24 protein-coding genes are annotated in these 26,904 nt (G+C 54.6%); 13 read left to right on the top strand and 11 right to left on the bottom strand.

Features of this window, described 5'->3' with window-relative positions; translation table 11 throughout:
- Positions 1-451: 451 nt before the first annotated feature.
- From IT781_RS13630 to IT781_RS13620, 3 genes are read right to left on the bottom strand one after another with little or no spacing between them, the layout of a single operon-like run.
- The gene (locus IT781_RS13630) at positions 452-892 is read right to left on the bottom strand and encodes a VOC family protein (RefSeq protein WP_194970714.1); all 441 of its coding nucleotides are present in this window, start codon (positions 890-892) and stop codon (positions 452-454) included.
- A gap of 48 nt (positions 893-940) precedes the next feature.
- Positions 941-1,798 carry an ion transporter gene (locus IT781_RS13625; protein WP_228779145.1) on the bottom strand — a complete coding sequence of 286 codons (858 nt, stop codon included), beginning with the start codon at positions 1,796-1,798 and terminating at the stop codon, positions 941-943.
- 15 nt (positions 1,799-1,813) lie between these two features.
- Positions 1,814-2,371, bottom strand: coding sequence for a DNA-3-methyladenine glycosylase I (locus tag IT781_RS13620; RefSeq protein ID WP_194970712.1), 558 nt, complete (start codon positions 2,369-2,371; stop codon positions 1,814-1,816).
- Positions 2,372-2,519: 148 nt separating this feature from the next.
- Between IT781_RS13620 and IT781_RS13615 the strand changes: the two genes are divergently transcribed.
- The gene (locus IT781_RS13615) at positions 2,520-4,055 is read left to right on the top strand and encodes a thymidine phosphorylase family protein (protein ID WP_194970711.1); all 1,536 of its coding nucleotides are present in this window, start codon (positions 2,520-2,522) and stop codon (positions 4,053-4,055) included.
- Positions 4,056-4,068: 13 nt separating this feature from the next.
- Entirely contained in the window at positions 4,069-4,944 is an 876-nt protein-coding gene (locus tag IT781_RS13610) for a ribose-phosphate diphosphokinase (protein ID WP_194970710.1), read from the top strand.
- 221 nt (positions 4,945-5,165) lie between these two features.
- Here the strand turns inward: IT781_RS13610 and IT781_RS13605 are convergent, their stop codons facing one another.
- The 3 genes from IT781_RS13605 to IT781_RS13595 all read right to left on the bottom strand — a co-directional run bounded on the left by IT781_RS13605 (position 5,166) and on the right by IT781_RS13595 (position 6,570).
- Positions 5,166-5,555 (bottom strand): VOC family protein, encoded by a 390-nt coding sequence (locus IT781_RS13605; RefSeq protein ID WP_194970709.1) that lies wholly within the window; start codon positions 5,553-5,555, stop codon positions 5,166-5,168.
- 57 nt (positions 5,556-5,612) lie between these two features.
- Positions 5,613-6,104, bottom strand: a complete 492-nt coding sequence (locus tag IT781_RS13600; RefSeq protein ID WP_194970708.1) for a macro domain-containing protein — start codon at positions 6,102-6,104, stop codon at positions 5,613-5,615.
- 70 nt (positions 6,105-6,174) lie between these two features.
- Positions 6,175-6,570 (bottom strand): hypothetical protein, encoded by a 396-nt coding sequence (locus IT781_RS13595; protein ID WP_194970707.1) that lies wholly within the window; start codon positions 6,568-6,570, stop codon positions 6,175-6,177.
- Between the two features lie 780 nt (positions 6,571-7,350).
- Between IT781_RS13595 and IT781_RS13590 the strand changes: the two genes are divergently transcribed.
- The 10 genes from IT781_RS13590 to IT781_RS13545 all read left to right on the top strand — a co-directional run bounded on the left by IT781_RS13590 (position 7,351) and on the right by IT781_RS13545 (position 20,575).
- Positions 7,351-8,271: a type II secretion system protein gene (locus IT781_RS13590; protein ID WP_194970706.1), complete on the top strand. Its 921-nt coding sequence runs from the start codon at positions 7,351-7,353 to the stop codon at positions 8,269-8,271.
- 450 nt (positions 8,272-8,721) lie between these two features.
- Positions 8,722-10,110, top strand: a complete 1,389-nt coding sequence (locus IT781_RS13585; protein ID WP_194970705.1) for a hypothetical protein — start codon at positions 8,722-8,724, stop codon at positions 10,108-10,110.
- Positions 10,111-10,125: 15 nt separating this feature from the next.
- Positions 10,126-10,824, top strand: a complete 699-nt coding sequence (locus IT781_RS13580; RefSeq protein ID WP_194970704.1) for a hypothetical protein — start codon at positions 10,126-10,128, stop codon at positions 10,822-10,824.
- Positions 10,825-10,957: 133 nt separating this feature from the next.
- Entirely contained in the window at positions 10,958-12,802 is a 1,845-nt protein-coding gene (locus IT781_RS13575; RefSeq protein WP_228779144.1) for a GspE/PulE family protein, read from the top strand.
- 49 nt (positions 12,803-12,851) lie between these two features.
- A complete protein-coding gene (locus IT781_RS13570) occupies positions 12,852-14,072 on the top strand; it encodes a type II secretion system F family protein (protein WP_194970703.1) in 1,221 nt (406 codons plus the stop codon).
- Positions 14,069-14,623, top strand: coding sequence for a hypothetical protein (locus IT781_RS13565; RefSeq protein WP_194970702.1), 555 nt, complete (start codon positions 14,069-14,071; stop codon positions 14,621-14,623). The genes IT781_RS13570 and IT781_RS13565 overlap by 4 nt, the downstream gene beginning before the upstream one ends.
- Positions 14,624-14,693: 70 nt before the next feature.
- A complete protein-coding gene (locus IT781_RS13560) occupies positions 14,694-17,078 on the top strand; it encodes a DUF3438 family protein (protein ID WP_194970701.1) in 2,385 nt (794 codons plus the stop codon).
- An 18-nt stretch (positions 17,079-17,096) separates the two neighbouring features.
- Positions 17,097-18,266, top strand: coding sequence for an outer membrane beta-barrel protein (locus tag IT781_RS13555; protein ID WP_194970700.1), 1,170 nt, complete (start codon positions 17,097-17,099; stop codon positions 18,264-18,266).
- Positions 18,267-18,304: 38 nt separating this feature from the next.
- Entirely contained in the window at positions 18,305-19,795 is a 1,491-nt protein-coding gene (locus tag IT781_RS13550; protein WP_194970699.1) for a prepilin-type N-terminal cleavage/methylation domain-containing protein, read from the top strand.
- 69 nt (positions 19,796-19,864) lie between these two features.
- Positions 19,865-20,575, top strand: coding sequence for a type II secretion system protein (locus IT781_RS13545; RefSeq protein WP_194970698.1), 711 nt, complete (start codon positions 19,865-19,867; stop codon positions 20,573-20,575).
- 40 nt (positions 20,576-20,615) lie between these two features.
- Here IT781_RS13545 and IT781_RS13540 read toward each other — a convergent pair whose 3' ends face one another.
- The 4 genes from IT781_RS13540 to ppnN all read right to left on the bottom strand — a co-directional run bounded on the left by IT781_RS13540 (position 20,616) and on the right by ppnN (position 25,413).
- Positions 20,616-21,071: a hypothetical protein gene (locus IT781_RS13540; protein WP_194970697.1), complete on the bottom strand. Its 456-nt coding sequence runs from the start codon at positions 21,069-21,071 to the stop codon at positions 20,616-20,618.
- A gap of 93 nt (positions 21,072-21,164) precedes the next feature.
- Entirely contained in the window at positions 21,165-21,626 is a 462-nt protein-coding gene (locus IT781_RS13535; protein WP_194970696.1) for a single-stranded DNA-binding protein, read from the bottom strand.
- A 50-nt stretch (positions 21,627-21,676) separates the two neighbouring features.
- The gene (locus IT781_RS13530; RefSeq protein ID WP_194970695.1) at positions 21,677-23,998 is read right to left on the bottom strand and encodes a DNA topoisomerase 3; all 2,322 of its coding nucleotides are present in this window, start codon (positions 23,996-23,998) and stop codon (positions 21,677-21,679) included.
- Positions 23,999-24,042: 44 nt separating this feature from the next.
- The gene (ppnN, locus tag IT781_RS13525; protein ID WP_194970694.1) at positions 24,043-25,413 is read right to left on the bottom strand and encodes a nucleotide 5'-monophosphate nucleosidase PpnN; all 1,371 of its coding nucleotides are present in this window, start codon (positions 25,411-25,413) and stop codon (positions 24,043-24,045) included.
- A gap of 178 nt (positions 25,414-25,591) precedes the next feature.
- On the opposite strand from ppnN, the gene IT781_RS13520 reads away from it, so the two are divergent.
- Complete coding sequence (locus IT781_RS13520) at positions 25,592-26,215, top strand: hypothetical protein (RefSeq protein ID WP_194970693.1); 624 nt, start codon at positions 25,592-25,594, stop codon at positions 26,213-26,215.
- Between the two features lie 36 nt (positions 26,216-26,251).
- Here the strand turns inward: IT781_RS13520 and IT781_RS13515 are convergent, their stop codons facing one another.
- Positions 26,252-26,878: an SGNH/GDSL hydrolase family protein gene (locus tag IT781_RS13515; RefSeq protein ID WP_194970692.1), complete on the bottom strand. Its 627-nt coding sequence runs from the start codon at positions 26,876-26,878 to the stop codon at positions 26,252-26,254.
- Positions 26,879-26,904 lie beyond the last annotated feature (26 nt).

The following is a 26,904-nucleotide window of genomic DNA, read 5'->3' as shown; positions in this document are numbered from 1 at the left end:
GCGTTGCTGCTGCCAGGAATCGTAAGGGGTTTTGGTGAAATCATTGGCCATGGAAGTCCTTCTCACTGACGGGTGTTGCCACTAACTGCTGAACAGAGCTGGCGCTATAAAATACTGCTGCCAGACGCACAGCTTGTGCGCAAACTGTAGCACAGCAGTTATATCCAAGACAAACATTCTTACCCACCTCAGTTGTTGGAAGGAATACGTACCGGCGGTGTCGCCCAGAGGTCTATGGAACCTCATTCCAATCCATAATCTCCAGCGCATCACTCGCGACAGATGCGCCTCCCTTCAACCGCGCTCAGAACAGGCCTTACGTCGGCAGCGTCCTACGAACTAGCACACCTTATCGTATTGTTCCCGAAATAACGGACACAGGGAACTTCTGATCGTCCGCGGCCTGAAGCCGACCGCGGACCACAAGATTAAATATACAGGGAATTTTTAACTACCAGCTGCCGGTGTTCTGCATGGAAAACCACGGCTCTTCAGGCGCAAGCACATGGCCTTTTTGCAGCAGTTCGATGGAAATATTGTCGGGCGAGCGCACGAATGCCATATGGCCGTCGCGCGGCGGGCGGTTGATCAGCACGCCGGCATCCATCAGCTTCCGGCAAGTTTCATAGATATTATCGACTTCAAACGCCAGATGGCCGAAATTGCGCCCGCCGGCATAGTCTTCGGTATCCCAGTTATAAGTCAGCTCAATTAGCGGCGCATGGGTTTTGGCGGCCAATTCGGCGTCGCGCGGGGCATGCAGATAGACCAGGGTGAAACGGCCGCTGTCATTGTCTATCCGGTGAGATTCGACCAACCCCAGCTTGTTGCAATAGAAATCGAGCGATTCGTCCAGGTCTTTGACCCGAACCATGGTGTGCAGATAACGCATAGCGATAGACTCCTCCAAAATAAATTAAACAACTTAAGCCGTGACAGGCTAATCTTCCAGGGCATGGCCGCAGTATTTGCAATAATCGGCATCGAAATCATGCCCAGTCCGCCCGCAATCGGGACAGGCGTCATTCCTGACTTTGCCTTCTGTGTACGTCCTGATCAACTCGGCGCTATAGATGCCGGTAGGCACCGCAATAATGCCATAACCCATGATCATGATCGTAGAAGCGAGCAACTGGCCCAGCGGCGTTTGCGGCGAAATATCGCCATAACCGACCGTCGTCAGCGTCACGATAGCCCAGTAGACCGATACAGGAATGCTGGTAAAACCGGCTTCCCTGCTTTCTGCGACATAAACCAATGAGCCGAGCACAACCACGATCATAAATACGGAATAAAGAAAAACCATGATTTTTCGCGAGCTTTTACTTAATGCCGTCATCATGATTTGCGCTTCATTCATGTAAGCCGACAGCTTGAGAATCCTGAAAACCCGAAGCAGCCGTAAAATGCGTATGGCAAGCATGGACTGCGCACCCGGAAACAGCAGAATCAGATAGCTGGGCAGTATCGAAACCAGATCGACCAGACCAAAGAAGCTCGTGAAATACAGCCAGGGCCGGCGCACGCTGATCAGGCGCAATCCGTACTCCAGTGTAAACAGCAGGGTAAATAGCCATTCAGTAATATAAATGGCTTGCCCGTACCGGCTTTGAATAGCCTCGACGCTGTCGAGCATGATCACGATCACGCTGAGCACGATGCTGATGCTCAAACCGATGTCGAACGCCCTGCCCATAGGCGTCTCGGAGCCGAAAATAACCTCATTGAGCGATTCCCGCCACGGCGAAAGCGCCTCGCCGTCATTGTAATAGTGATAGGTCGTTTTTGATGTTTTCATTAATCGCATGAATTCTTAGACTTGCCCGTATCTGAAACAATCGACCGTATGATCATTGACCATGCCTACCGCCTGCATATAGGCATAACAGATCGTGCTGCCCATGAATTTAAAGCCGCGCCGCTTCAGGTCCTTGCTCATGAGATCCGATGCCGGCGTCGCCGCCGGAATTTCGGCCGCGCTTTTCCAGGCATTGCGCACGGGCCGGCCGTCAACGAATTGCCAGATATAATCGTTGAATGTGCCGAATTCCTGCCGGACCTTTAAAAAAGCCCGGGCATTGCTGACTGCAGCCTGCACCTTCAGTTTGTTCCTGACAATGTCCGGATTGGACAATAGTTCGTCGATTTTTATGGCATCGTAGCCGGCCACTGTTTCGACATCAAAATCATCGAAAGCGTTTTTATAACCGGCGCGCTTTTTTAAAATCGTGGCCCAGCTCAAGCCTGCCTGCGCGCCTTCCAGTATCAGAAATTCAAAAAGCAGCCGATCATCATGCACGGCAACGCCCCATTCGAGATCATGGTATTGTTCTTCCAGGGGGCCTGCCAGTGCCCATGCGCATTTTTCCATGCCGTTCCCCAAAATTAAAAAGCAAAGTAAAACGCATGATAGGCCCTGACCGGGGCCTGTGCAAATCCCAAATCCGCGCATTCGTTTGTTGACAACGACCGGTCCAGATCGCATCATCGACCCCATCGTCCGACTGAACAGTTTACCCATGAGCACCGACACCCTGAAAATACGCCGTATCGCTATCGATACCTATCATGAAAACGTGGCTTATATGCATCGCGAATGCGGTATCTATCGCGCTGAAGGGTTCCAGGCGCTGTCCAAAATCCTGGTCAGCGCCAATGGCGCCAAAGTGGTTGCCGTGCTCAATGTCGTCGATGATTCATCGATCGTGCTGCCGGACCAGCTGGGCTTGTCCGAACAGGCGTTCACACAGTTGAACGTCGCCGAAGAATCTCTCGTGACGGTCGATCATGCCGAACACCCCAAATCCATGGATGCCGTGCGCCGCAAGATTGAAGGCGAACGCTTGAGCCAGGATGACTTCATCGGCATCACCACCGATATCGCCGAAGCCCGCTATTCGAAAATGGAAATGGCCGCCTTCCTGGTCGCCACGGGGCAAAATAACCTGGACCGAGACGAACTGTTCTACCTGACCCGAGCCATGCTGCAATCGGGCGAGCGCATCGACTGGCAGGAGCCGCTGGTCGCCGACAAGCACTGCATCGGCGGCATTCCCGGCAACCGCACCTCGATGCTGGTCGTGCCGATCGTCGCCGCGCACGGCATGCTGATTCCGAAGACATCGAGCCGCGCCATCACCTCGCCGGCCGGCACGGCCGATACTATGGAAGTATTGGCCGAAGTCAATCTGTCGCCGGACCAGATGCATGAAATCGTGCGCAAGGAACGTGGCTGCCTGGCCTGGGGCGGAACGGCCCGGCTGGCGCCGGTCGATGACATGCTGATTTCCGTCGAACGCCCGCTGGGCATCGATTCACAAGGGCAAATGGTGGCCTCGATCCTGTCCAAAAAACTTGCCGCCGGCTCCACGCATCTGCTAATCGATATTCCCGTCGGCCCCACGGCCAAAGTCCGGCACATGCGCCAGGCCCTGGCCCTGCGCAAATTGTTCGAGTTCGTCGGCGACCGTCTTGACATCCATCTGGAAGTCATGATCACCGACGGCCGCCAGCCGATCGGCCGCGGCATAGGCCCGGTGCTGGAAGCCCGGGATATCATGCAGGTATTGCAGAATGATCCCGATGCATCAACCGACCTGCGCCAAAAGTCCCTGCAACTGGCCGGCCGGATCATCGAATTCGATCCCGACGTGCGCGGCGGCCAGGGCTACGCCATCGCCCGCGACATCCTGGAATCCGGCCGGGCCTGGGCCAAGATGAAGGCGCTGATTCAGGCGCAAGGCCCCAAGCCGATCGACCTGCATGCCGGAAAACTCTGCCATGAAGTCTATGCCGACCGCGACGGCTTCATCACCAATATCGACAACTTCCAGATGGCTAAAATCGCGAGCCTTGCCGGAGCCCCCATGCTGAAAAGAGCGGGAGTCGACTTGTTCAAAAAACTGGGCAATCCGGTGAAAAAAGGCGATGTTTTGTACCGCATCCATGCCGAATTCCCGGCCGATTTCACCTTCGCCAAGAATCTGTCCGCGCAAAATAACGGCTACACCATTGGCGGCGACGAGCTGGCGCTTACCTCGCTGATCGCCTTCTAATCCGGAATCCACCATGATCATACTTGCCTTCCCCGATTATCTGAGCCAGGCGCAACGGCTGGCAAGCCGCCTGAATGCCGAACTGGCCGAAGTCACGGTACACCACTTTCCCGACAGCGAGAGCTTTGTGCAGCTGCCGCCGTCATTGCCGGAACACGTTATCGTCTGCCGCAGCCTCAACCAGCCCAACGACAAACTGATCGAACTGCTGCTGTGCGCCTCTACGGCCCGCGAACTGGGCGTCAAACGCCTGACGCTGGTTGCGCCTTACTTAAGCTATATGCGCCAGGATTTCGCCAATCAACCGGGCGTAGCGGTCAGCCAGCGCATCATCGGTAAAATGCTGGCCGGTCTGTTCGATGACGTACTGACCGTCGACCCGCACCTGCACCGCATCGCGTCACTGGATCAGGCCATTCCGATCAAAAATGCGATCAGCCTGACGGCAGCCGATGAAATCGGCTGCTTTCTGGCAAGACAGCTCGATTACGCCGTACTGCTGGGGCCGGACAGCGAATCGGAACAATGGGTCGCAAGAATCGCGCAGCAAATCGGCTTTGACTATGCGATCGCGCACAAAGAGCGGCTGGGCGACAAACATGTTGAAATGACTTTGCCGGCAAAAGACTACGCCAACAAGCCTGTCGTGATTGTAGACGACATGGCCAGCACCGGCAGAACGCTGACCAAGGCGGCTCGTCTGCTGCAAGCGGCCGGCGCCGGCGACATTTATGTCGCCGTCACACACCCGCTGTTCTGCAGCGACGCCGAAGCCCACATTCTCGAAGCCGGCATCAAAGCCATCTGGAGCACGGACAGCATCGATCATCCGACGTCCTGCATCAACCTCGACGCCCTGCTGGCCGATGCGGTCAAAGCGATTGTGTAGGTGCGAATTCATTCGCACTCAAGCCGGATGGGGCATGCTGCCCCGTCCGAAATGTTTCACGCAGATCAAGAGCAGCTACTTAACCCAGACATCATGGAAACGTTAGGAACGGGGTTGCAAACCCCGTTCCGCTTGGGACTGTCCGATGGGGATCGGTAGGGTACGCATCGCGTACCATTATTCAGTTTTTGAAGCCTCTCAAAAGGTACGCGGTGCGTACCCTACTGCACGACATCCGGGTCCTGAATCAGCTCCACGGCATTGCCGTCCGGGTCGCGGCAGAACAGGGCTGGGCGGCCAGATCTGCTCAACGTATAGTGAATGCCCTGCTGTTCCAGAATACGCTTGGCGGCCTGGAAGTCATTGACCAGAAAAGCAGTATGCCGATCCAGACCGCCATGTTGAGGCGCTATTCTGCCCTGATCGGGATTGGGCAGTTCAATCAGATGAAGCTGCTGCGTGCCGAGCTGCAACCAGGCGCCCGGAAACGGCAGCGGGGGGCGCTCGCAGGTTTTCAGCCCCAGCACGCCGCTGTAAAACGCCAGCGCTTTTGCCGTATCGGCAACAAGAATGCTGACATGGTGAATTTTTAATTGAATAGGTTCAGGCAAGATGATCTTCTCTTCCAGGGTAGTAAGGATGTGCGGATAAATAGTTACCGGCACTGTTTAAATTATCGGTTCATGGGCGTGCTGACCGGCATGATAGGTCGTATAGACATACACCGGAATATCAAGTTCGCCCAGGCTGTTTTCTATCAGCGGCCATACGTCATCCCAGTCCAGATCGCCCGTGCCTGTCGCCAGCCGCGGCAAGGCAATCGAGGGTATTTTTTCTTTTGCAATGATTTTCACCAGGGCATCCAGCGCATGCTTCAGATTGCTGAGCGTCGCCTTGCCGAAATGATGCTCGGGAGAATCCACGTTTTCCAGCGTGATCAAGTTGACGATGTGGGCGTTATCGGGCCCGACCCACAGCCACGCTTCGCCGGGCCTGGTATTGTGCTGATGGCACCAGCGCTCGAAATCCCTGCGCATGGCCGGATGCCGGGTATGCAGCGCCAGCGCCAGGCCTTTATCCATCGGATCATTGAGCCCTACGCCGTGTGCGATGGCGTAGGCCTTGCTCAACAGAATGTCACCTTCGACTTGATATATCATAATACCCTCTCACAGTTTTTTATTGTTGTGCAGCTTCAGGAGGCGATGGATGGCAGGCCGTCCTTAAGCCCTAGTGGTTGTCGCAGACATGGCCTTGTTTGGCATCGCTGTAATCCTTGACCATATTCATTTGCGGCATGGTCTGGGCCATCTCTTCGCCGCATTTTTTCATGACCTGAAAAGCTTTATCGTTCATCATTTCCTTCGCATACGCCATGGCCCGTTCTTGGGCGCCATCGCGATCGCCGCTTTTACACATAGCTGAAATCTCGGCCTGGAAAGCTTGTCCCTGCTCAGCCATTTTTTGCATGGCCGCCGGATCGACCTGACTGAAACAAGCCTGCATTTTCTGGGCCTGCGCCATCATGTTCTGCATTTGCTCCTGGCTCATGTTAGGGTACTCCGCATGGGCGACAACAGGCGTCAAGGCCAGCAGTATCAAGCAGTGTAAGACTTTTTTGTTCATGTAATTGTCCTGTCGGTTAAATTCAACAAATCGTGCTGGATTATCATAGCGCTTTCCCGGCCGGTTTGCCTCTATCGGATCAATTTCAGTGCGGGATCGAAGTCATAAATGGATGTCAATAGCGGGCATTAGCTTGTTTTTGCCGCGCCGAGCACCGCCGCTTTTGACAGCGGTAGGCTGGGTTGGTAAACCCAGCATTTCGGAGTCGCCTATGCCGGGTTTCCGATAAAGCCCCACCCCAGCCTACCGCACTAACCGCGCATAGCCCGGACATTTTGAGGGTATCGGCTTTAATAGTAGCGAATTAGCTCATGCGCCACCCTAACTTACAAAAAATGCGGCATTTCACACAATTTTTTTAAGGTATGTTTCAAGCAAAAAATAATGCTCTTTTGTAAACAGTTACTTACAAATCTATCTAGGTTAGGCTTACATATAACTTACAAAAAATGCGGCATTTCACACAGTAGTGCGGCATTTCACACAGTTTTTAAAATACCATTTAAGGTTTTTTTAAAATAGCCTTCAATTAAAAATATTATTTTTGCTGAAATCAATAACTTATAACTCTGGCACAGCTATTGCTTTATACATTGTGACCATGCGAGTTAATTCGTTCCAGGATGGGCAGAGCCGGGATGGCGAACTAAAGGTATTTTAGGAGGGTGGGGGAAAGGTTACCCCCGGTTGGCGGCAGAGGGTCGAGCTCTGCCGCCAACAACTTTGTTAATGGCAACTTAAACTTAATCATTAACTAATAAAAATAGGGAGTAACCCTTCATGAAGCATTATAACAATATGACTCGCCAGGCGGGTATGACTTTAATCGAATTGACGGTGGTATTGTTGATTCTGATCGGTTTGGCAGGCTTGCTGGTGCCCTATGTCGGCAGCTTTACGCAGACCACTCATGACAGCACCAACTCCAATAACATTACGCAGTTAAATAACGCAATGTCGCGTTATTTAACTGAAAAAGGCAGACTACCGCCACATGTGGACACATTAACCAATGCTACAGCTGATGCGGGAACAGGGTCTTGCACCGGTGCTCAAACTCAATGGGGCATTTATTGCGGCTTGGCGAATCCTACCACGTTCACGGCAACTACCATTGCGGCTGACTCTATTCAAGCACAATCGCTGGCGGCTTCCGGAATCAGCATGGCGGTGGCAAATGATCCTGCTATCGCAAATAAAACGTTTGGCACCAGCACAGCCATGATTTACCTCAATGATCCTACTGGACCAGCTACAGTACCGATGGGAGGTACAGCTGGTTATGACGGTACTACGGGATATGCCTTAGTTGCAGCAGCGGGTGCCGCCACTATTGAAGAGCATCTAGCGAAAGCATTAGGCCGCGACCCAATGGTCTATGACTCCGGTTGTTATGACTACGTTGGCGTTGGTATCGGCGATAACAATGAAATGATTCAATCTACGATGGCGGCCGCGCCTGTGTTCTTCCCTAAAGATGCCAAATCTGGACCCGCAGAGGCTTATGCGCACTTCATTGCTATCCTGCAAGTGGATAAAGCTAACTCTGGCAATGGAACCATGGGCATGCCTTGCTCCGGTACTACCGAGACAGCGAAGTTTTTGGGCGTCGTAGCTAACGTACCAGACACTGAATCAACAACTCTGGTTGGCGCAAACACACTGCTGGCTCAAGGCTGGCAAAATAGAGCCGCTAACTAATCCATAAAACGGATAAGTAGCGCAGGTTGGGTTGCCATGCTGTCCGGCAGCCCGGCCTTAATCCTAAGGCGGATCGACGGTTAGCGATCCGCCGCAAATGCACAAACTAAGCAGAGTGGACATAGACCTCTCGTGCCCACTCTACTTGGCTTAACAGGATGGACAGAACAGCATTGGCCATCCTATCAGTCAGAAACAATTCAACTACCCCGGGCCTATAGGCACCCCAATAACCGACGCCCGGCGGTTTTCCGCAAGGGATGACGGAAGATATACCCAAGGAGATGTTTATCACGGATGACGGATGAAGAGGCCATGGACGCCTCCTCACCCACCTCATACCCCTGCGTTTTTCAGAAGAATGCAGCGGTATGGGCATTAAGACGCTCGGCCGCTGGCTGCGCCTCTTTAACGCTGTAACGAACCTAAGGTTTTATTTGTAGTTAAACCATGAAACTCCCCCTATTTAAAAAACGCCCGGCTCACAGCCTGCTGTTCATCACCGAGGCCAAAACCTTTCGCGTCGATTTCGACAAGACAGGCGTGCTGATCGGCGATATGAGCACGGCAGACATCAGTTGCCCGACAACGGCGAAACTGCCTGAATGTGTCGCGCAGATCGCCGCCGGCAGCAGACCGCTGGGCCGCAAGGTCTGGCTGTTGTACATGCGTCTGCCGATCGCCTTGCTGACCATTCCCTCCATGCAGGTGGAAGGCGTTGACGAAGCCACGCTGCTGCAGGCTCTGCAATTCGAGCTGGAAGGCCTGACCGGCCAGTCCGCGCTGGATGCAAAGCTGGCCTATCACCTGCTCAGCAACAAGGATGAAATGAGCACATACTGGGTGAGCCAGATCAACCAGCTGCATTTCGAGGACGTCCACAAAGCCCTGAAAAAAGCCGGCAGCCAGCTGGGCGGCCTGCTGCATCCCGCTGCCATGCCGCAATCTTTGGCCAATCCGGAGCATGAGGACTGGCTGAGACTGGAATGCTGGTCCAGGCAATTGGTCGCCTTGCGGCGCCATCCCGACAGCAGTTTTTCCATGCAGCTGTTCTCTCTTGACTACCGTCATTGGCACACGCAACTGGAACAGTGGCTGCATGAGCAGGGCGAGGTTCCGCACACGGAAACCCTGCTGAACGACATGATCGAACTATTGCCTGAAACCGCCTATACGGTGCATTTAGGCAATACCGAACGGCTGCCGGACTGGCTGGCCTTATGGGCCGTCTCGCTGGCCGGAAAAACGCCGCCCCCGGCCCCGATGCTGCGCTATCAATCCAAGCTCAATACGGATCTTTTACTGATGGCTTCCGGCGGCTCCGTAGCCGTGCTGATCTGCGCCGGCCATTTGAGCTGGCATCTGTATCAGGCCCAGCATTTCACCCAGGAGGCCGAAGCGCTGAAGAAAGTCGAAACCTCGATGACCGCCTTGCGCAAATCTTCAGCCGGCGATCGCGAAAAGCGCGACAAGCTGAAAGCAAAGCTCGACAAGCTCAAAGGCGACTCGGACACGTTGCCGCAAATGATCAAGGCGCTGCAGCACCGCCCCTCGCGATTGTTGGCCGCCGTTGCCTCGGGCCGCCCCGAGAATCTGGTGCTGGAGGAAGTTGTCGCCGAAAACGATGACATAAAAATCCGCGGCGTCAGTCTGGACGCCGTCTCGACCAACAAGCTGGCCGGTTATCTGGAGCTGAAACTGGCGGATCTGGGCTGGGAAATCCTGGCGCCGACCAAAAAGAACATGAACCTGCTTGAAGACGGCGGCCCCTGGGAATTTGAAATCGCCCTGCGCGATAAAGGCATCGACGGGTTTCATCATGAGCCGGAAAAACAATAACGGATCAGCGCCTGAATGACTATGACACCTGAACAACAACGAGAGCAATTGCTAAAACGCATCCTGCCGGCGCTGGGCGTGCTGGTGGTTTATTTTGCGATTATCAGCGGCTTTGTCACGGAAAAGTCCAAAAAAGCCGAGCAACAGTACATGGAAATGTTCAGCAAAGGCATCAACGCGGATGCGATGCCCGGCATGGAACAGGAAAAAAGACGGCTGGAGGAAGAGATCGCCAAGCTTGAACAGGAATCCAAAACCCTGCATGCGGCACTGGCGGCCAAAAGCGGTTTTTTATCGCCCGAACGCTCGACCAATGACGCCATAGACCGCATTACCGTTATCTTCGATGACAACCGTTTGCAGATACTTGATGAACTTCCCAATGACCAATCAAGCGACAAAAATCTGCCTAAATCGCTTCAAAGCACGCGGAACTGGCTCAAGGATCTTTTAACGCCGGAGGAAACCGCCGATCCCAAAGCCAAAGATCCTAAAGCTAAAGCGCCCAAGGATAAAAAGCCTGACGAGAAAAACCCTAAAGCGGCTGCCATCAATATCAGAAATATCCGTTTCGCCGGCACCTATCTGGATACCTACCGGGCTCTGGCGACATTGGCCGACAGCGACATTAAAGCGCTGCCGGTATCGCTGACGATGAAAGCCTACGGCAAGGGCGACGGAAAACAGGAGTGGCTGTTGAAATTGTGGCTGTAAGCGTATTGGGCATATGTTTTTTATAAACGCCTGTGTGGGGGCGACTTTGCCTAAAGCGCCTACTGTTGGCAGTCGCCTTTTGATCTGGGCGGCTGAAGTCGCCCCCACAGGTGGCGCGAATCCTGACTGAATAATGAACAGACGCAGAGAACACCTGAGTTCTCTGCGCGATGATAATAACTATAAATACATGAGACAAAACCCATCAGAGCTTAAAAGGCCTGCTTCAGAACAAAGAAGCGCAGAGCGCCAGCCTGTCAGCGGCTGGCGCGCGGCCGTGTTTGCCGAAAACGGCATCACGGCAAGCCATGCCGATGTCAAAGAAGCCTCCGACAGCGGCGCCAGCCTGATTATTGCGGGTCACGCCGGTCTGATCGAAGAGGGTCGCACTCTCACGGTCAGCATCGAGGCGCAACACCGGCGCTTTACGCGCAAAGCCAGGGTGTGTGGCGTGCAGGCCGAAGGCGATAAGCTGCAGGTGGCCGTGGAATATATCGATCACGTCGGCCTGGACCCTCAGACGCACCTGCTCGATATCGGCCTGGCGCGCATCGATCCCGCCTGCGCGCTAAAGCTGCCTGCCAATATTGCGCTGCGGCAGAAAGCCCTGCCCTTTATCGAACTGAACGGCGTTATGCATGTAGCCTGCCTGGATATTGAAAACGCATCGCTGGCAAACCTGCTGGAACGGCTGCTGAAAATGCCCGTCCGGCTATGGGCCGGCGATGCGGATTTGCTGGACATAAAACTCAAGCAGGTCTACGGCGACAACCGCCATCAGGTTCAGGCCTTGCCCAAAACCGCCGAAGTCAGCTCCAGCGCCGTCAGCACCGGCGACGAACTGCTCTATGCCGCCTACATGCGCCAGGCCTCCGATATCCATATCGATCCGGGTTTTAACGGGGCGACCATCCGCTTTCGCGTCGACGGCCAGCTGGAGCAGTACAGCCATATCAATGCCAACATTTACACCGAGCTGGTCAGCCGCCTCAAAGTCATGGCCTATCTGGATATCGCCGAAAAACGCCAGCCCCAGGACGGCCGCTTCTCGCATCAGTTCGTGTCCGGCGGACGGCGCATCGACGTGCGCGTGGCAACCTTGCCGACCAAGTACGGCGAGCGCGTCACGATGCGTCTTCTGGCCGTGCAGACCGACTCGCTGACGCTGGAGCATCTGGGTTTCGACCCAGATCACAGGCACAGGATCGAAGGCTTCCTGCGCCGCATCCAGGGCATGATGATCATGACCGGACCGACCGGCAGCGGCAAAACCACAACGCTGTACGCGGCCATCCGCATGCTGCTGGAAGAGCGGCACGTCAACATCATCACCATCGAGGACCCGATCGAGTACGAAATCGGCGGCGTCGCACAGGTCGAGGTGGATGCCGCCGACAAGGTCAGTTTCGCCAAAGCCCTGCGTAGCGTCCTTCGCCATGACCCCGACGTGATCATGGTCGGCGAGATCCGGGACAAGGAAACCGCCGACATTGCCATCAAAGCGGCGTTGACGGGTCACATGGTGCTGGGCACGCTGCACACCAACTCGGCTGCGGCAACCGTTACGCGCCTGACCGATATGGGCGTCGAACCCTATCTGGTCGCGGCCGCCCTGCGGCTTGCCGTGGCCCAGCGTCTGCTCAGGCGCTTGTGCAAATACTGCCGCATACCCAGGCCGATGACGGAACTGGAAGCCGTATCGATCAGCCATCCCGAACTGGCCGGCCGGATAATCCACGATCCATCCGGCTGCATTTATTGCGGCGGCAAAGGCTATGCGGGCCGCATCGGGCTTTACGAATTGCTGGAACTGCGCGAGGACTGGGCACGCGCCGTTGCCGAAGGCGAAGGCGAGGCCGAGCTGGTAGTGAAAATGCGCGCAACGGGAATCAAAAGTTTGTTGGACGATGCGGTATCCAAATTGATCGCCGGCGTCACGTCGGTTTCCGAAGTCGTTCAGATCGCTTCGTCATGGTAAAGCCGATGATTGAAAACTTATGCCTGTTTAACAATCCGGCGGTCCGCTAATGCCTGTATTTACCTATCTCGCCCGCGACCGCAGCGGCCAGCAACGCACTGACACCATCGAAAGCGCGACCCGCGAGTCGGCGATTCTGGCGTTGCGCGAGCAGGGCCTGCTGCCGCTTAAAATCGAAGAGCTTAAAAAAGACGGCGGCGCCGTCAAATCCTTCAGCCTCAACCCGTTCGCTTACCGCGCATTCAATTCATCCGACATCGAACATGAATTTCATCAGATCGCGGTCATGCTGCGCAGCGGCATCAGCCTGCTCGACGCCTTGAGCCTGACTCAGAAGTTTTGCCGGGCCGGCGCACGCCCTACCTGGGAAAGGCTGGCCAAGCGCATCCAGCAAGGCAGCTCGTTCAAGGACGCATTGGCTGAGCATAAAGCCTTCAGTGAGTTCACGATCCAGCTGATCCACGTCGGCGAGCAGACCGGCCATCTGGGCACGGTCCTGGACGAGGCGGCCAAGGAAGTCAAATCCAGCCGCAAACTGAAAAAGCAGATCGTCACGGCTCTGCGCTATCCGGTCTTCACTATGCTATTTGCAATCGGCCTAGTGATCTTCATGCTGACCAGCATCATTCCCGAGATTAAAAAACTGCTGCAGATCATGGGCAAACCGATGCCGCCGGTGACGCAGGCCCTGATCGACACCTCCGACTGGATGCTGGCCAACGGCCTGACCATGGCCGTTTTCGCAATCGCCTCAATAGTGGCTTTTATCGTCCTTTATAACTTGCCGACCAGCCGCTGGCTGATAGACAAATGGGCGCTGAAGCTGCCGCTCTTCGGCTATGTCCTGCGTCTGTCCGGCACGGTGCTGTTCTCCAGGGCCATGGGCTTGTTGCTGCGCAGCGGCGTGGTCATGGTCGACGCGCTGGAGACGATGGAAAAACTGCACGTCAACAAATACATGGCCAGCCGCATCGCCTTTGCCCGCAGCCGCGTACTGCAAGGCTCATCGCTGGCCGATCCACTGGAAACCGAATCCGGCTATATGCCTTTATTACTGCAAATGACGCGCGTCGGCGAAAACTCGGGGATGCTCGACGAAATTCTGTTTGAAATGACCGAATACCACGATGAACTGCTGCAGCAGGCCATCGCCACCTTGACCGGCATGATTGCGCCGATCATGACCATTTTTGTCGGCGGCCTCGTCGGCTTTGTTTATGCCGCTTTTTTAGTGGCCATGTTTTCCGCCGCGGGAGGAAGCCCTTCATGAAGATGCCATCGCTTAAACTGGCGGCGCTGTGGCTGTTGTGTTTCCCGTCCCTGTCTGTCGGGCAAGAAGACGCTGCAGTTCCGGCAGCCGCACCTGTCCAGGAAACGGCGGACGCCCTGCCCGATCCGACTGTCATCACCAGCCAGTTCGAGCAACGGCTGAGAAAATCGCAGGAGCCGTCCGATCAACAGGCGCAGGCCAAGAAAAACCAATCAAAAGATGAGCTGCAGGACCCGACCCGCCTGAACGAGAACTTCAGGGATGCGTTAAAACACGTCACCAGCCGCTCCCCTGCAGCGGGCAATGCGGTTAACGCTTCAGCCGCCCCTAACCTGCCCGACATCTCGCTGGCGGCCAGCGCCTGCAATATGCATAAAGGCAAGAACCACGCCATGCTGCGGGTCAACGGCAAGACCGAGATGGTGAGCGTCAACGACAAAATTACCTTTATTGAAAAAAATCAACTGATCGAAATCCAGGTATTGGAAATACAAAAGGATCATGTGCAGGTAAGGATCTTCCCGAGCAACGAAACCATTATTTTACGCTGATGACGATTTACAGCATGAGCATGAACTGATGCCGGAATCCTCGATGCTGCTACGCCAGAATTAATTATTTATGCCTAAGTTTTCTTCAAAATCCCGTTTTACCGCCGCCGTGCTGGCCTTATCGCTGCTGCAGCCTTCCTTGCTGACGGATGCGCACGCCGATCCCGGACAGGTCATCGAGCAGATCGAATTCCGCGACATTACTGTCGGCGATGCCCTGCGCATTCTGTCCGAGCAATCCGACCTGAATATCATCGCTTCCAAGGAAGCCGCCGAGATACAAGTCACGATGTTCCTGCGCCGCGTGACGTCCATGGAAGTGATCGATGCCATCGCCAAAACCTACAACCTCTGGTATCAGCGCGACGTCAACTCCAACATCGTGCGCATCTACACGGTCAAGGAATACCGGCTGGAACAGGTCGAATTCAAAAAGGAAGAAACGGAAATCTTCACGATGAAGAACGCCAAAAATGCGCTGGATCTGGCCGAGACCATCAAAAACCTGTTTTCGGAACGCGTCACGTTGAGTTATGGAAAAAACGAGAGAGAAATCATGACGGACCTGTCCCAGCGTTTTCAACGCTTCAATATGATCGACGGCCGCTCAACCTTGACCTCGTCCCGTGGCGGCTCAGGCGGCGGCGGTGGCAACACCGGCGGAAGCGGCAGCAACTCGACCAGTATCAATGCCGGCAGCGTCGGCATGTTGGGCAACCAGGTAGGTGTCTCTGCCAGAGGACAGGAAAACAGCAACAGAGAAATTGAATTGGAAGAACAACTACGGGTCAGCACCGATATCCTGCGCAAATTCGCCGATTCCAAAGAAGGTACACAGGGTTTAATCACCGGCGATATAGCCCAGAGCAGCGGACTGCTGGATCAGACCATCCGTCATCAGGCGCCGATTTATGTCGGCGTCATCAAGCACCAGAACCGAGTGCTGGTCCGCACCCGCGACCAGGATGCGATGAATGAAATCCGCCAGTTATACAAGAAACTGGACACCGAAAGTTCCATGTTATTGATGGAGGTTAAAGTCCTGTCCATCGATTTATCGGATGGCTACGACTCGCTGTTCGACTTCAAGCTCAAGACCAATAACGCCAATGTAGCTACACTGGGCGCCTCCAATACCGTCGGAGCTCAGGAAATTTTCGATACCGGCCTGAGAGCCGCATCCGCAGCTTTCGATCCGTCACTGCTGGCTACAGTGGTCAGCAATAATTTCGAAGCCCGCCTGCAATTGCTGGAAAGAGAAGGTCGCGTCACGGAGCTGGCCACCCCCATGCTGATGACGACCAACCAGGAAGTCAGCCGCGTGTTTGTCGGCGAGGAAAGGCCCATCATCAGCGGTTATTCGGCATCGGCCACCGTGGCCAGCGGAGCCGGGCTCGGCACGGCAAACGTCGTGCAGCAGCCGATTCTGGTCCCTGAGACCGACGTGCGCGCCATCGGCACCACCCTGCTGCTGACGCCGAATATCAATTCGGACAGAACGGTCGGCATCCAGATACTGGTCGAGCAATCCACCTTGTCGGCCGCCAAAGGCACGATTCCGGTGCAAATCGGTGAGACCCTACAGGATGCCAATATCGATCTGGTGCAGGAACGCACGTTCAGCGGCACGATCGTCGCCAAGGATTCGACCGCGGTCGCCGTCGGCGGCCTGATCCAGGAAGCGGCCAGCAACAGCGAGAAAAAAGTGCCCATACTCGGCGACATTCCGGGCCTGGGCTTCTTTTTCCGGGAAGACGGCCAATCGCGCACGCGCCGCGAATTGGTCATCATCATCAAGCCACATATCATGGAAACGCCGACAGAAGCGGCCGGCGTCAGCCACGAAGTCCTGGAGGAAAACAGCATCCATCCGAATGCGCTGGACGCCGGCACACTGGACGTCTATTCCAATCCGGACCGGCGCCATAAAGGCTATGTGCTGGAGCAGCCTTTCAAGGAGTACAGCAAGCAAGATGCCTTCGATAAATACCGCGGCCGCGGCGATTCGAGGGAATTCCCGGAAAATCGCCGGGCTGCGTCACCATCAGCAGCGGCGCCGGCGCCCTCGCCTGCCCAGCAGATTTATGTGGACCTGACCCGCTATGCGTCGGAAGCCATCCGGCTGCCGCCCGAACAGCGCAAGATCGATCCCAAGATCACGCCTGTCAGGCTGAGCGAGTTCGAGCCGGTCGACCTGACCTACGATGCCAGAATCAAGGCGCTGCCGATTGCCGGCTGGCGCCAGGGCGGCATTTATGTCACGGCCGTGGAACTGCACAATGTCTCGGATGACCGGGTGACGGTCGATTATCGCCGCCTGAAAGGCCGCTGGCTGGCTTCCACGATCGAAAACGAAACGCTGGCCGGGCAAAGCGAACAGAGCCATGCGACGACCTATCTGTACCTGATTTCCTCCCAGCCGTTCGAGGAAATTGTGGCCCCTGCGGCTCGTTAGGGACACCTAAGGAACATCATGGTCAAGAAATGCAGCTTAACACGTATCGGTTCATTACTCGTCTGCTGTCCTTTAGCGGCGCAGGCAGCGGGCATCGCCTCAGGCGCCGTGCCGGACATGAAAATGCATGTTTTTGAAGCGCCAGCCGGTGAACCGCCATTGACAGACAGTCGCGAAAACAGCAGCGGCGGCAGGCCGATGCACATGGTCATTTTTACCGAACCGCCTTCGGGCGGGCCCGCAACGACCCATCAGGGTCAAACCATCAGCCTTGCCGCCAATGGCCCGGCCGTCGCCGAAAACTATCAGGAACCGGAGCATTACAATGACAGCCCGGAATTCCAGTTTGATTATTATATTGAAGGCGGCTACCGGCAGGATGATCTGGACTGGACTATCGCCGCTCCGTCAGACTCGCCTGATGTTGTATCCGAACTGCAATGGAAGGACGTAGAAAGCGCCATGTTCGAAACCGGCATCGACGTTACCTATGCCGATCACTGGCATGCGGAAGGCAAGTTCGCTTACGGCCAGGTTGTCGATGGCCATAATCAGGATTCCGATTACAAGCAGGATAATCGCCAGGGCGAATTCTCGCGCTCCTACAGCGCCAGCGACGATGGCGCGACAATCGAAGTATCAGGCGGGCTCGGCTATCACCTCGACATAGGCGGCAAGCGCTTTGCACCCCGTCTGCGCCTGACGCCCAAAGTCGGCTACGCCTTCCATACCCAGCAGTTCAATGACACCAATGGCATCCAGGTCATACCGGCGCTGGGCCATTTCGGCGGTCTGGACAGCACTTACGAAGCGACCTTTTTCGGTCCCTGGGGCGGGCTGGGAACACAACTGTTCCTGACCGACCGCCTCTCCCTACAGGGATCGGTCGAATATCATTGGGTTGATTTCGAAGGCACCGGCAACTGGAACCTGCGCGAGGATTTTCAGCATCCCAAAAGTTTCACCGATGAAGCGGAAGGCGACGGTATTGTAGCCTCGGCAGGCGGGCGCTACCGCATCAATCCGGCCTGGACGGTCAGCCTGTCTGCCGACTATCAGAAATGGAAAGCCAACAACAAAGGCATCAGCAAAACCTATTTTTCAGATGGTTCAACCGGTGAAACCCGGTTCAACGGCGTGAACTGGGATTCCTACGGCTTCAATCTGGGCATGGCCTACAGGTTTTGACATCGCCAAGCAACTGACAATCGGATACTCATCGGCTTATGAACAAAACATCCTCTACCCTGGTTCAGGGCTTTACATTGATCGAAATGACGGTTGTGCTGCTGCTTATCACTTTGCTGGCCAGCGTCGCCATACGCGAAACCAACGGCTTGAGTTTTCAGGTCCGTTACGAGCAGACCCAGGAGCGACTGGATCGCATCAGGGAAGCCATCCTCGGCAATCCCCGGCAGATTATCAACGGCCAGCAGGCTATCAGTGGGTTTGTGGCGGATATGGGGAGGTTGCCGGGAAGTATCAAGGAGTTGATTCAACTCTCCAGCTATTGTTCAGATGCTACAAAACTTACCAAAGCCGATTGTGAAAACACCCCAGATGCTGTTTGGTTTAGGCGCAAAAGCTATGGCTTTTGTAACCTGAATTTTCCCAACGAAACCCAATGCCTTGCCAATTCCGGCTCATGGACCCATTTGTTTTATGGCGGCTGGAACGGGCCATATTTGAATATCTCCGGCAATCCGGCTGATAGCGATGCTTTTACCGATGGTTGGGGACGTCCGGCGCAAGGTTACTGCTCCAATATCATTTATACTAACCAAACCACTTGCGAAGCAAACACCGCAGTGTGGACACCACTAGTTAGCGACAACAATTATGGATGGTATTACGCGACTTCTACCAACGACCTACTAATTCAGAGTTACGGCAAGGATCACGTTTCCGGCGGTGTGGATTATGATGCCGATTATCCTGCACTCGAAACTCAGCCCGCAGTGAAAAGCCAGGATTGGCAAGTAGATATTGCGGGAGGGATAAGTATTAGCCTAATTAAACCTTATAACCCACATACTACTGTTTCCAAGTGTTCTGACCCTACAATTTCAACCAAATCAGCCTGCGAGCTAGCGGGAGGAATCTGGTACGGAGGCTGTAGTAATGCTGGTTATTTCAATCAAGATAGTTGCACGGGAGCATCAGGAATATGGACTACCTGCTCCGTTGGAGCCAGTGCAACTAGATCGGCTTGCGAGTCAGCGGGTGGTATCTGGTATGGAGAAGGATATGGATGTTCCGATCAATTAAAAACAACGAAAACAGAGTGCGCAACACCTCTTGTTTGGCGGAGTTGTTCGAATGGCACAATTACACAAAAAAATGATTGTGAAAATCAACAAGAAAGTTGGTTTGGCGATACTATTTATACCATTCCGCTGTCCGGCCCTTATTCAATCTATTGGACACAAAACATTTGCATGAATATATTTTATCGCGCCAATGGAGCATTTAAATATGTCTCAAGCGCCCCTGTGACTATTAAAGAAAATGGTAATTATCAGGAGTTACGATTTTCAAACTTTAAAGATCAAAGTGGCACCGTAATAACTGATATTCCCATAGGCAAAAATGCCATAGGTATTTATGAATACGACGGGGATTGCAACCCGGGAAATATTCTTTATCCCGCCGATCGCCAAAATCCGATTCAGGTGGATTTTCACCCGCGCGCCGATTTGCCAGTACTCAATTGGTAAAAGTGTTCGAGGCAGAAATTTCTTTGGCATTTCAATTAAGATTCGTACCAAATAGATAAGAACAAAATAATGAAACGGTTTCACAAAGCAATGCAATCAGGCATGACGCTATTAGAAATAACGGTAGTATTGTTGGTGCTGATTGCTCTGGCTGGTCTCGTTGTACCTTATGTCGGCGGCACAGGCGGCGCGGCCATGTGTAAGGCAACCGATGCAACCCTACAAGCCGTCAAGCAGGCAATCATGGGCGGTGCGGCGGGGCCTGGATATTATGCTGATACCTTGGGATCCTATCCGTCGGATCGAGGAGATACCGACTATAATTTGAAATATTTATTTGTTGCCGGCGACGGCAACGGCGCTGATCCAGCCGCAGATTGGCCGGAATACAATCCCAAAACTGACACAGGCTGGCGCGGACCGTATTTATTAACCGGCAGTGTCATTAATGGTACTCTCCATGACAGCTTTGGAACGGTATTTGATCCAACCGCCCCCGCAACCACTGCTTATGTGCATGTCAATATAACGACCGATACCGGCTCGCAGGTTTTTGACGGCTGGCACCGGCCTGTCATTTTACAGATTCCCTATTTTGGCGGCGCCCTGCAACCCGATTATGCCCGTCTGGTTTCCGCAGGCCCTGGCAGCGGTCTCGGATTTGGCGATGCTGCAATCGATACAACCATTCAATCCTCTGACGCATCCAACCGAAGCGATGACCGCGTTTTATTCCTGAAAATCCCCGATCCTGGCAACAACAAATCTTGCGATGAGTAATAACTGCCCAAGAAGAGCTTACATTCTGTAGCGTATAAATTTACTCAGCAGTCGGAGAGTTTGGCTTGGTTTCCTCCGCCCCTGAAACCTTGCCATAATAATCCAGCCCAGCAATCAGCCTCATCCTGACCTGATTGTCCGGCATGCCTAACCGTTTAAACGCAGCATTCATAGCCATGCGCTTGATAACATCAACAGAACCATACCTGAAGCCGAACATCTTATTCTGCTTGCCTGCAGGAAAACGGCTCATAATCGCCGCGATTCTTTCATCGACGAGCTTGCGGGCTTTCTTCAGCTCTGCGGCAATCTCGGGCTTTAAGTCTGCCGGTATTTCATGATCAACATTAGCCGGCTCAACGGGCGGCAAGTTCGTTTTGACCTTGCGGCGTATTTCGGCCAGTTTTTTGCTGCCGCCCGGCTGCAAAACCAAGCCCAATTCATTAGCCGCCACTGCGGGTCGGCTGGATTCGAAGTCGTTCTGTTTTTTATCCATCCTGTACCTGCCGATAGATTTTATCTCATACAAAAAAGCCCCTTTGATCAGGGGCTTATTTAAATTATTTACAAAACCAGTCTCAGGTAACTCCTAGAACGGAATATCGTCATCATAAGGCGCATCGAAATTATCGTGGCCGCTATCCTGCTGAGCATATGATGGCTCGCGCGCGCCCGATGACTGATAGTTTTGTCTGCCTCTTTGCTGGGATTGCGGCTCGCTTCGAGCGCCCTCGGCGTTACGCGGGCCTACCAGATCCAGAATATTGGCGTTCACTTCCAGGCTGGTTCTGGTGGAACCGTCTTTGGCCTGATATTCCCTCTGAGTCAGTTCGCCGGAAACGAACACCTGCTGGCCTTTTTTCAGGTAATTCTGCAATTGGCCTTCGGCGCGCTTGCCCCACAAGACCACTGTGAACCATAGCGTCTGCTGCTTGTCGCCGAAGCCGATATTGTTGGCGACACTGACATTCAACACGGCCTGGCCTGATGGCAGATACCTGACTTCCGCGTCACGACCGACAGTGCCTGTAAAACTGAGTACGTTGCTCATCTTTATCTCTCGTGATTGATCAAACGGCTATTATACCTTATATCGAGACCTCAAGCGGGCTTGCTGAAGTCCATTTGAACCTTGCCGTCGACGAACTTCAAATTGGCGTCGAAGGCGCTGCCTTTAGCCGATTTAAAGCCTTTCAGCACGCCCGTCTGGCCGGTAGCGATCATTTTTTTCGCCATCGCGGCCGTGATTTTCTTGTGCGCGATGGTTTTCCAGATCACGGCCTTGCAGCCGTTGCGCCATTCACTGCAACTGTAGGCTTTGGGCGTTTCGATGATCTGGCCGCTGCATAACGGACAGGCGGCAATCGCTTCTTTGGCAACGGGTGCCGATTTGTCGGCGGCTTTGATATAGCCTGCCTCGCCTTGCGCGTTCAGAGTCAGCTGGGCGTTGAAGACCTCATCGCCGACATGGACTTTATAGGCTTGCAGGGTCCGGCCATTCTGCAGCAGCTGACTGGCCAGTTCGTGCGTAACCGGCACGCCATAGACTTCCTTCCAAAGCACGAATTGGCAGCCTTCCTTCCAGCCGCTGCAACCATAGCCTTTACGCCCTTCAATGACCGGCTTATGGCACAGCGGGCACGCGCCCAGTTTGCCGGCGTCATAAAGCGGCCTAGTCGATTCATCCTTGATCTTTTGGGTGAACTGGATGATTTCGGCCATGAATTGGTCGGGGTCATAGGCGTGCTGTTCTATTTTCTTGAGCTTGGATTCCCATTCACCGGTCATGGCCGCCGACTTCAGCCTGTCGTCGGCAATAATGGCGATCAGATGGCGGCCCGACTCGGTGCTGAGCAGGTTTTTCTTCTGGCGCTCGATGTAGCCGCGCTTGATCAGCGTTTCTATAATGGCGGCTCTTGTTGCCGGCGTTCCCAGCCCCTTTTCCTTGAGCGCTTCCTTAAGCGTTTCATCGTCACAGGTCTTGCCCGCCGATTCCATCATGCTCAACAAGGCCGCTTCCGTGTACGGCTTGGGCGGCGTGGTCTTGCCCTGGCTGACCGAAGGCTGATGCGGGCCCGTCTCGCCCTGCATGAATTCAGGCAGGATCTTTTGCTCTTTGTCCTTTTTCTCGTCGTTTTTGTACAGCGCCTGCCAGCCCGGCGACACGATCACCGTGCCGGTGGTTTTGAATTGCACCTGGTTGGTTTCGCCCTGAACCGTCGTGACCTGCTTGATGCAGGGCGGATAAAAAGCCGCGATAAAGCGTATGGCGATGGCCTGGTAAAGCTTTTCCTCATCGTAGGACAGGTTGCCGGGCAGCGTCGTGGTCGGGATGATGGCGTGGTGATCGGTGACCTTGGCATTATTGAAATAACGCGCGTTCAGCGTCAGTTTGTCCAGGTCGAGCGGCGCTATCTGCGGCCCGAACGGCCCGCGCAGTTTCTCCAGCAGCGGCTTCATGCCGGCTTTCATGTCGGTGCTCAAATAACGGCTGTCCGTACGCGGATAGGTGATGTGCTTCTTCTCGTACAATTGCTGGGCGCAGGTCAGGGTGCGATCGGCCGTGAAGCCGTAGCGCATGCTCATGTCTTTCTGCAGATCGGTCAGATCGTACAGCAAGGGCGGGTTGACCGTCTCCTGCTTGCCCTTGACGGCCGTAATCTGAAACGGGTGCCCATCAACGCGATGCAGCAGCGCCTCGGCATCGACCTGCTGGTCAAAGCGCCCGCCGGCGTACTGGAAAACCGTGTTACGGTACAGCGTCTGCAATTCCCAGAAATCCTTGGGAATAAAGTTGGCAATCTCCGCATCGCGCTGTACGATCAGCGCCAGCACGGGCGTCTGAACGCGGCCTATGGTCCACAGCGTGCAGTTCTGGCCGAATTTCAGCGTATAAAGCCGCGTGGCGTTCAGGCCGACGATCCAGTCCGACTCGCTGCGGCATTTGGCGGCGCGATAGAGATTGTCATAAAGCCTGCCGTCCTGTAATTGGGCAAAGCCTTTGCGTATGGCTTCATCCGTTAATGAGCTGATCCACAGGCGCTTGAACGGCTTGCTCAGGCATTGGCTCCAGGACAGGATGTAGCGGAAGATCAGCTCGCCTTCCCGTCCCGCGTCAGTCGCGCAGATGATTTCATCGGCTTCTTTGAATAAATGCTTGATGGTGTTGAGCTGCTTTTTGGCCGAGGCATCGCCGCGCGCTTTCAGGCCGAATTTTTCGGGAATGATGGGCAGCGCTTCCAAAGACCAGCGCTTCCATTCCTTGTGATAGTCGTCCGGTTCTTTCAACTCGACCAGATGCCCGAAGGCCCAGGTGATCCGGTAGCCGTTGCCCTCGAAATAGCCGTCGCGCTTGTTGCGGATGTTCAAGCAGCGGGCTATGTCGCGGGCGACTGACGGCTTCTCCGTTAAGATGACTTTCATAGAACAATGAGCACGCTAATACTTGCCCATTATAGCAAATCCCCTTATTTGATGACGCGATAACAAGGCGAATAGGCCTTGCCGGGCAGCTTCATGCGTTGCTGCGCGACAAATGAGGCCAACAAGGAATCCATCAGCTTCATGATGCCGGCATCGCCGCGAATTTCGAAATGGCCGTATTGCTCGATGGTGCGTATGCCGTCGGCTTTTACGTTGCCGGCGACGATGCCCGAGAAGGTCCGGCGCAGGTTGGCGGCCAGCACATGCGTTTCCTGATTCTTGTGCAGGGCCAGGTTTCGCATGTTTTCATGCGTGGGAATAAACGGATGCTGGAATACCGGATCGACCTTCAACGACCAGTTGAAATAGTAGGCATCGCCTTTTTCCTTGCGGAAACTGCGCACCTGCTTGATGCCTTCATGCATTTCGCGCGCGACCTGGACGGGATTGTCGACAATAATCTGATAACGCTGCTGCGCTTTAGGCCCTAGCGTGCCGCCGATAAAACGGTCGATTTCATTGAAATAGTCGATGGCGGTGTCGGGGCCGGTGAAGATCAGCGGAAACGGCATGTCTTTATTATCGGGATGCAGCAGAACGCCCAGGATGTACAGGATTTCCTCGGCCGTGCCGGCACCGCCGGGAAATACGATAATGCCGTGGCCGGTACGCACGAAGGCTTCCAGCCGTTTTTCAATATCCGGCATGATGACAAGATCGTTCACGATCGGATTTGGGGATTCGGCCGCGATAATGCCCGGCTCCGAAATGCCCAGATACTGGCCGTTCTTGATGCGCTGCTTGGAGTGAGCGACGGCGGCGCCCTTCATCGGCCCTTTCATCGCACCCGGCCCGCAGCCGGTACAGATATCCAGCCCGCGCAGGCCCAATTCATGCCCGACCTGCTTGGAATAATCGTATTCAATACGGCTGATCGAGTGCCCGCCCCAGCACACGACCAGGTTCGGATTGGTCATCGGGCGCAGGATATTGGCGTTGCGCATGATATGAAAAACGGCGTTGGTAATGCCGTCCGAGGTCTGCAGATTGAATTTCGGATTGTCGTTGATCTCATCGCTGACGTAAATAATATCGCGCAGCACGGCGAACAGGTGTTCATTGATGCCTTTGATCATCTTGCCGTCGACAAAAGCATGCGCGGGCGCGCCTGTCACTTCCAGCTTGATGCCGCGCTCTTCCTGAATCACGTGAATATCGAACGACGAGTAGCGTTCCAGGAGTTCCTTGCCGTCATCCATGGCGCTGCCGCAGTTCAGCACCGCCAGCGAACAGTTGCGGAATACCTGGTACAGTCCGCCCTGGCTGGTATCCAGCAGTTTGCTGACTTCAATCTTGGACAGCACATCGAGACGACCTTCGGGGGAAATTAATGCATCGACTACTTTATGTTTCATTGTATATTCCTTTAACTATTTGTATTGTCTAAATTGCCTACCGCCTGCACTCTCAGGTTCGGTACGACTCATCGGAGAAAACGGCTCTATGCGCCACTGTTTTCCCGGCAGTTCATTTATCATTCAGCATTCTTGCCCTATGCTCCAGCCAAAACCCGCCTATCCAAGGATATAACACATGAACGCATTAATTAAAAAGATATTTGCTGTCGGTTCAATACTGCTGCTGAGCGCCTGCGCCCATTATTCCGGCGCCTATTATCCCGATAGCGTATCTTATGGCGGCGGCTATACGGTCATAGAAAGGGATTATTACCGAAGTATGCCGGATTATGGACATAGACACTACAGTTCGGGCAGTGATCATTTTCATGATGTCTATCAGCCGCGCCGGCAAGCCGAATATGGCAGAGCGCCGCATGAGCATTATTACCCCGATCAGAGACCCCACGCCGACTCACATCGCTGGGAACAACCTCATTGGCAGCATGAAGACCATAGAGCCCATAGGGAAGATCGCAGAATACCAGAGCATACTGCGCAGCCAAGGTTCCGGGATGATAATCACCAGAGGCACTGGCCCAGTATTGAGCGCACAGCGCCTGCAGGCGGCCGCTTTAATCCAGGGCAATTTGGAGGGGCAAGAGATAACCATAGCTGGCAGCATGAAAATCGCGGACCTCGTCAAGGCGAACCCAGAGGACCGGGCCATGCCGAACAGCAAGGGCGCTGGAACGGCAACCGCCAGCAACACGGGAATCGCGGGGATGGCCGCTCACATCAGCACGGCCGCTACGAATAGCGGGCTTAACTCAGCTTTTATTTCAAACAGGCCTGGCTAAATGCAGGCCTGCACCTTGGCAGCCATCGCCATGCCCAGCGCCAGATGCCCTGCTTCATCCAGATGCACGCCGTCGACGGGGCTGGGCTCGCAATAATCGGCGGCATCAATGAAATAGCATCCGGCCGCGCTGGCGACGGCAGCGTAATGTTGCTCGAACTCTGCTGACCGCTCAGGCAAACCATGGCACTTCAGGCCAAGCTCGGCGGAAAGCTGGGTGATTCTGGGCGGGCTGACCAACAGCACATCAGGCGGCAGATCATCCGGCCCGCAACTGCTTTTTTGCACGATGTCGATCAGTATGCCTGCGCCGCGCGCCGCATCGAAAGCCGTGTTGTCCCTGAAATGCAGCACGTCATTTGTGCCCAGCATCAGAATCACGAGGTCCAGCGGCGCGTGCGACTGCAGCAGCGGCAGCAGCAGCGCCGCGCCGTTGCGGCCGGGCCGGAACGGTTCGTCCCAGACCGTATAGCGTCCGCTGAGGCCTTCCTCGACAACACGGTAATCGTTGCCGAGTTCGCGGCTGAGAATGCCGGGCCAGCGTATTTCAGGGGCATAGCGTTGGCCTGTGCCCGGAATATAACCCCAGGTATTGGAGTCGCCATAACAGAGTATCGTCTTCATGCGTTTAAAGCCTTTTAGCAGCAATA

The organism is Methylobacter sp. BlB1 (assembly GCF_015476545.1).
In the GTDB taxonomy this organism is placed as follows: Bacteria; Pseudomonadota; Gammaproteobacteria; order Methylococcales; family Methylomonadaceae; genus Methylobacter.
The sequence above is the reverse complement of the archived record's forward strand: the minus strand, read 5'-3'. Positions and strand labels throughout refer to the sequence as shown.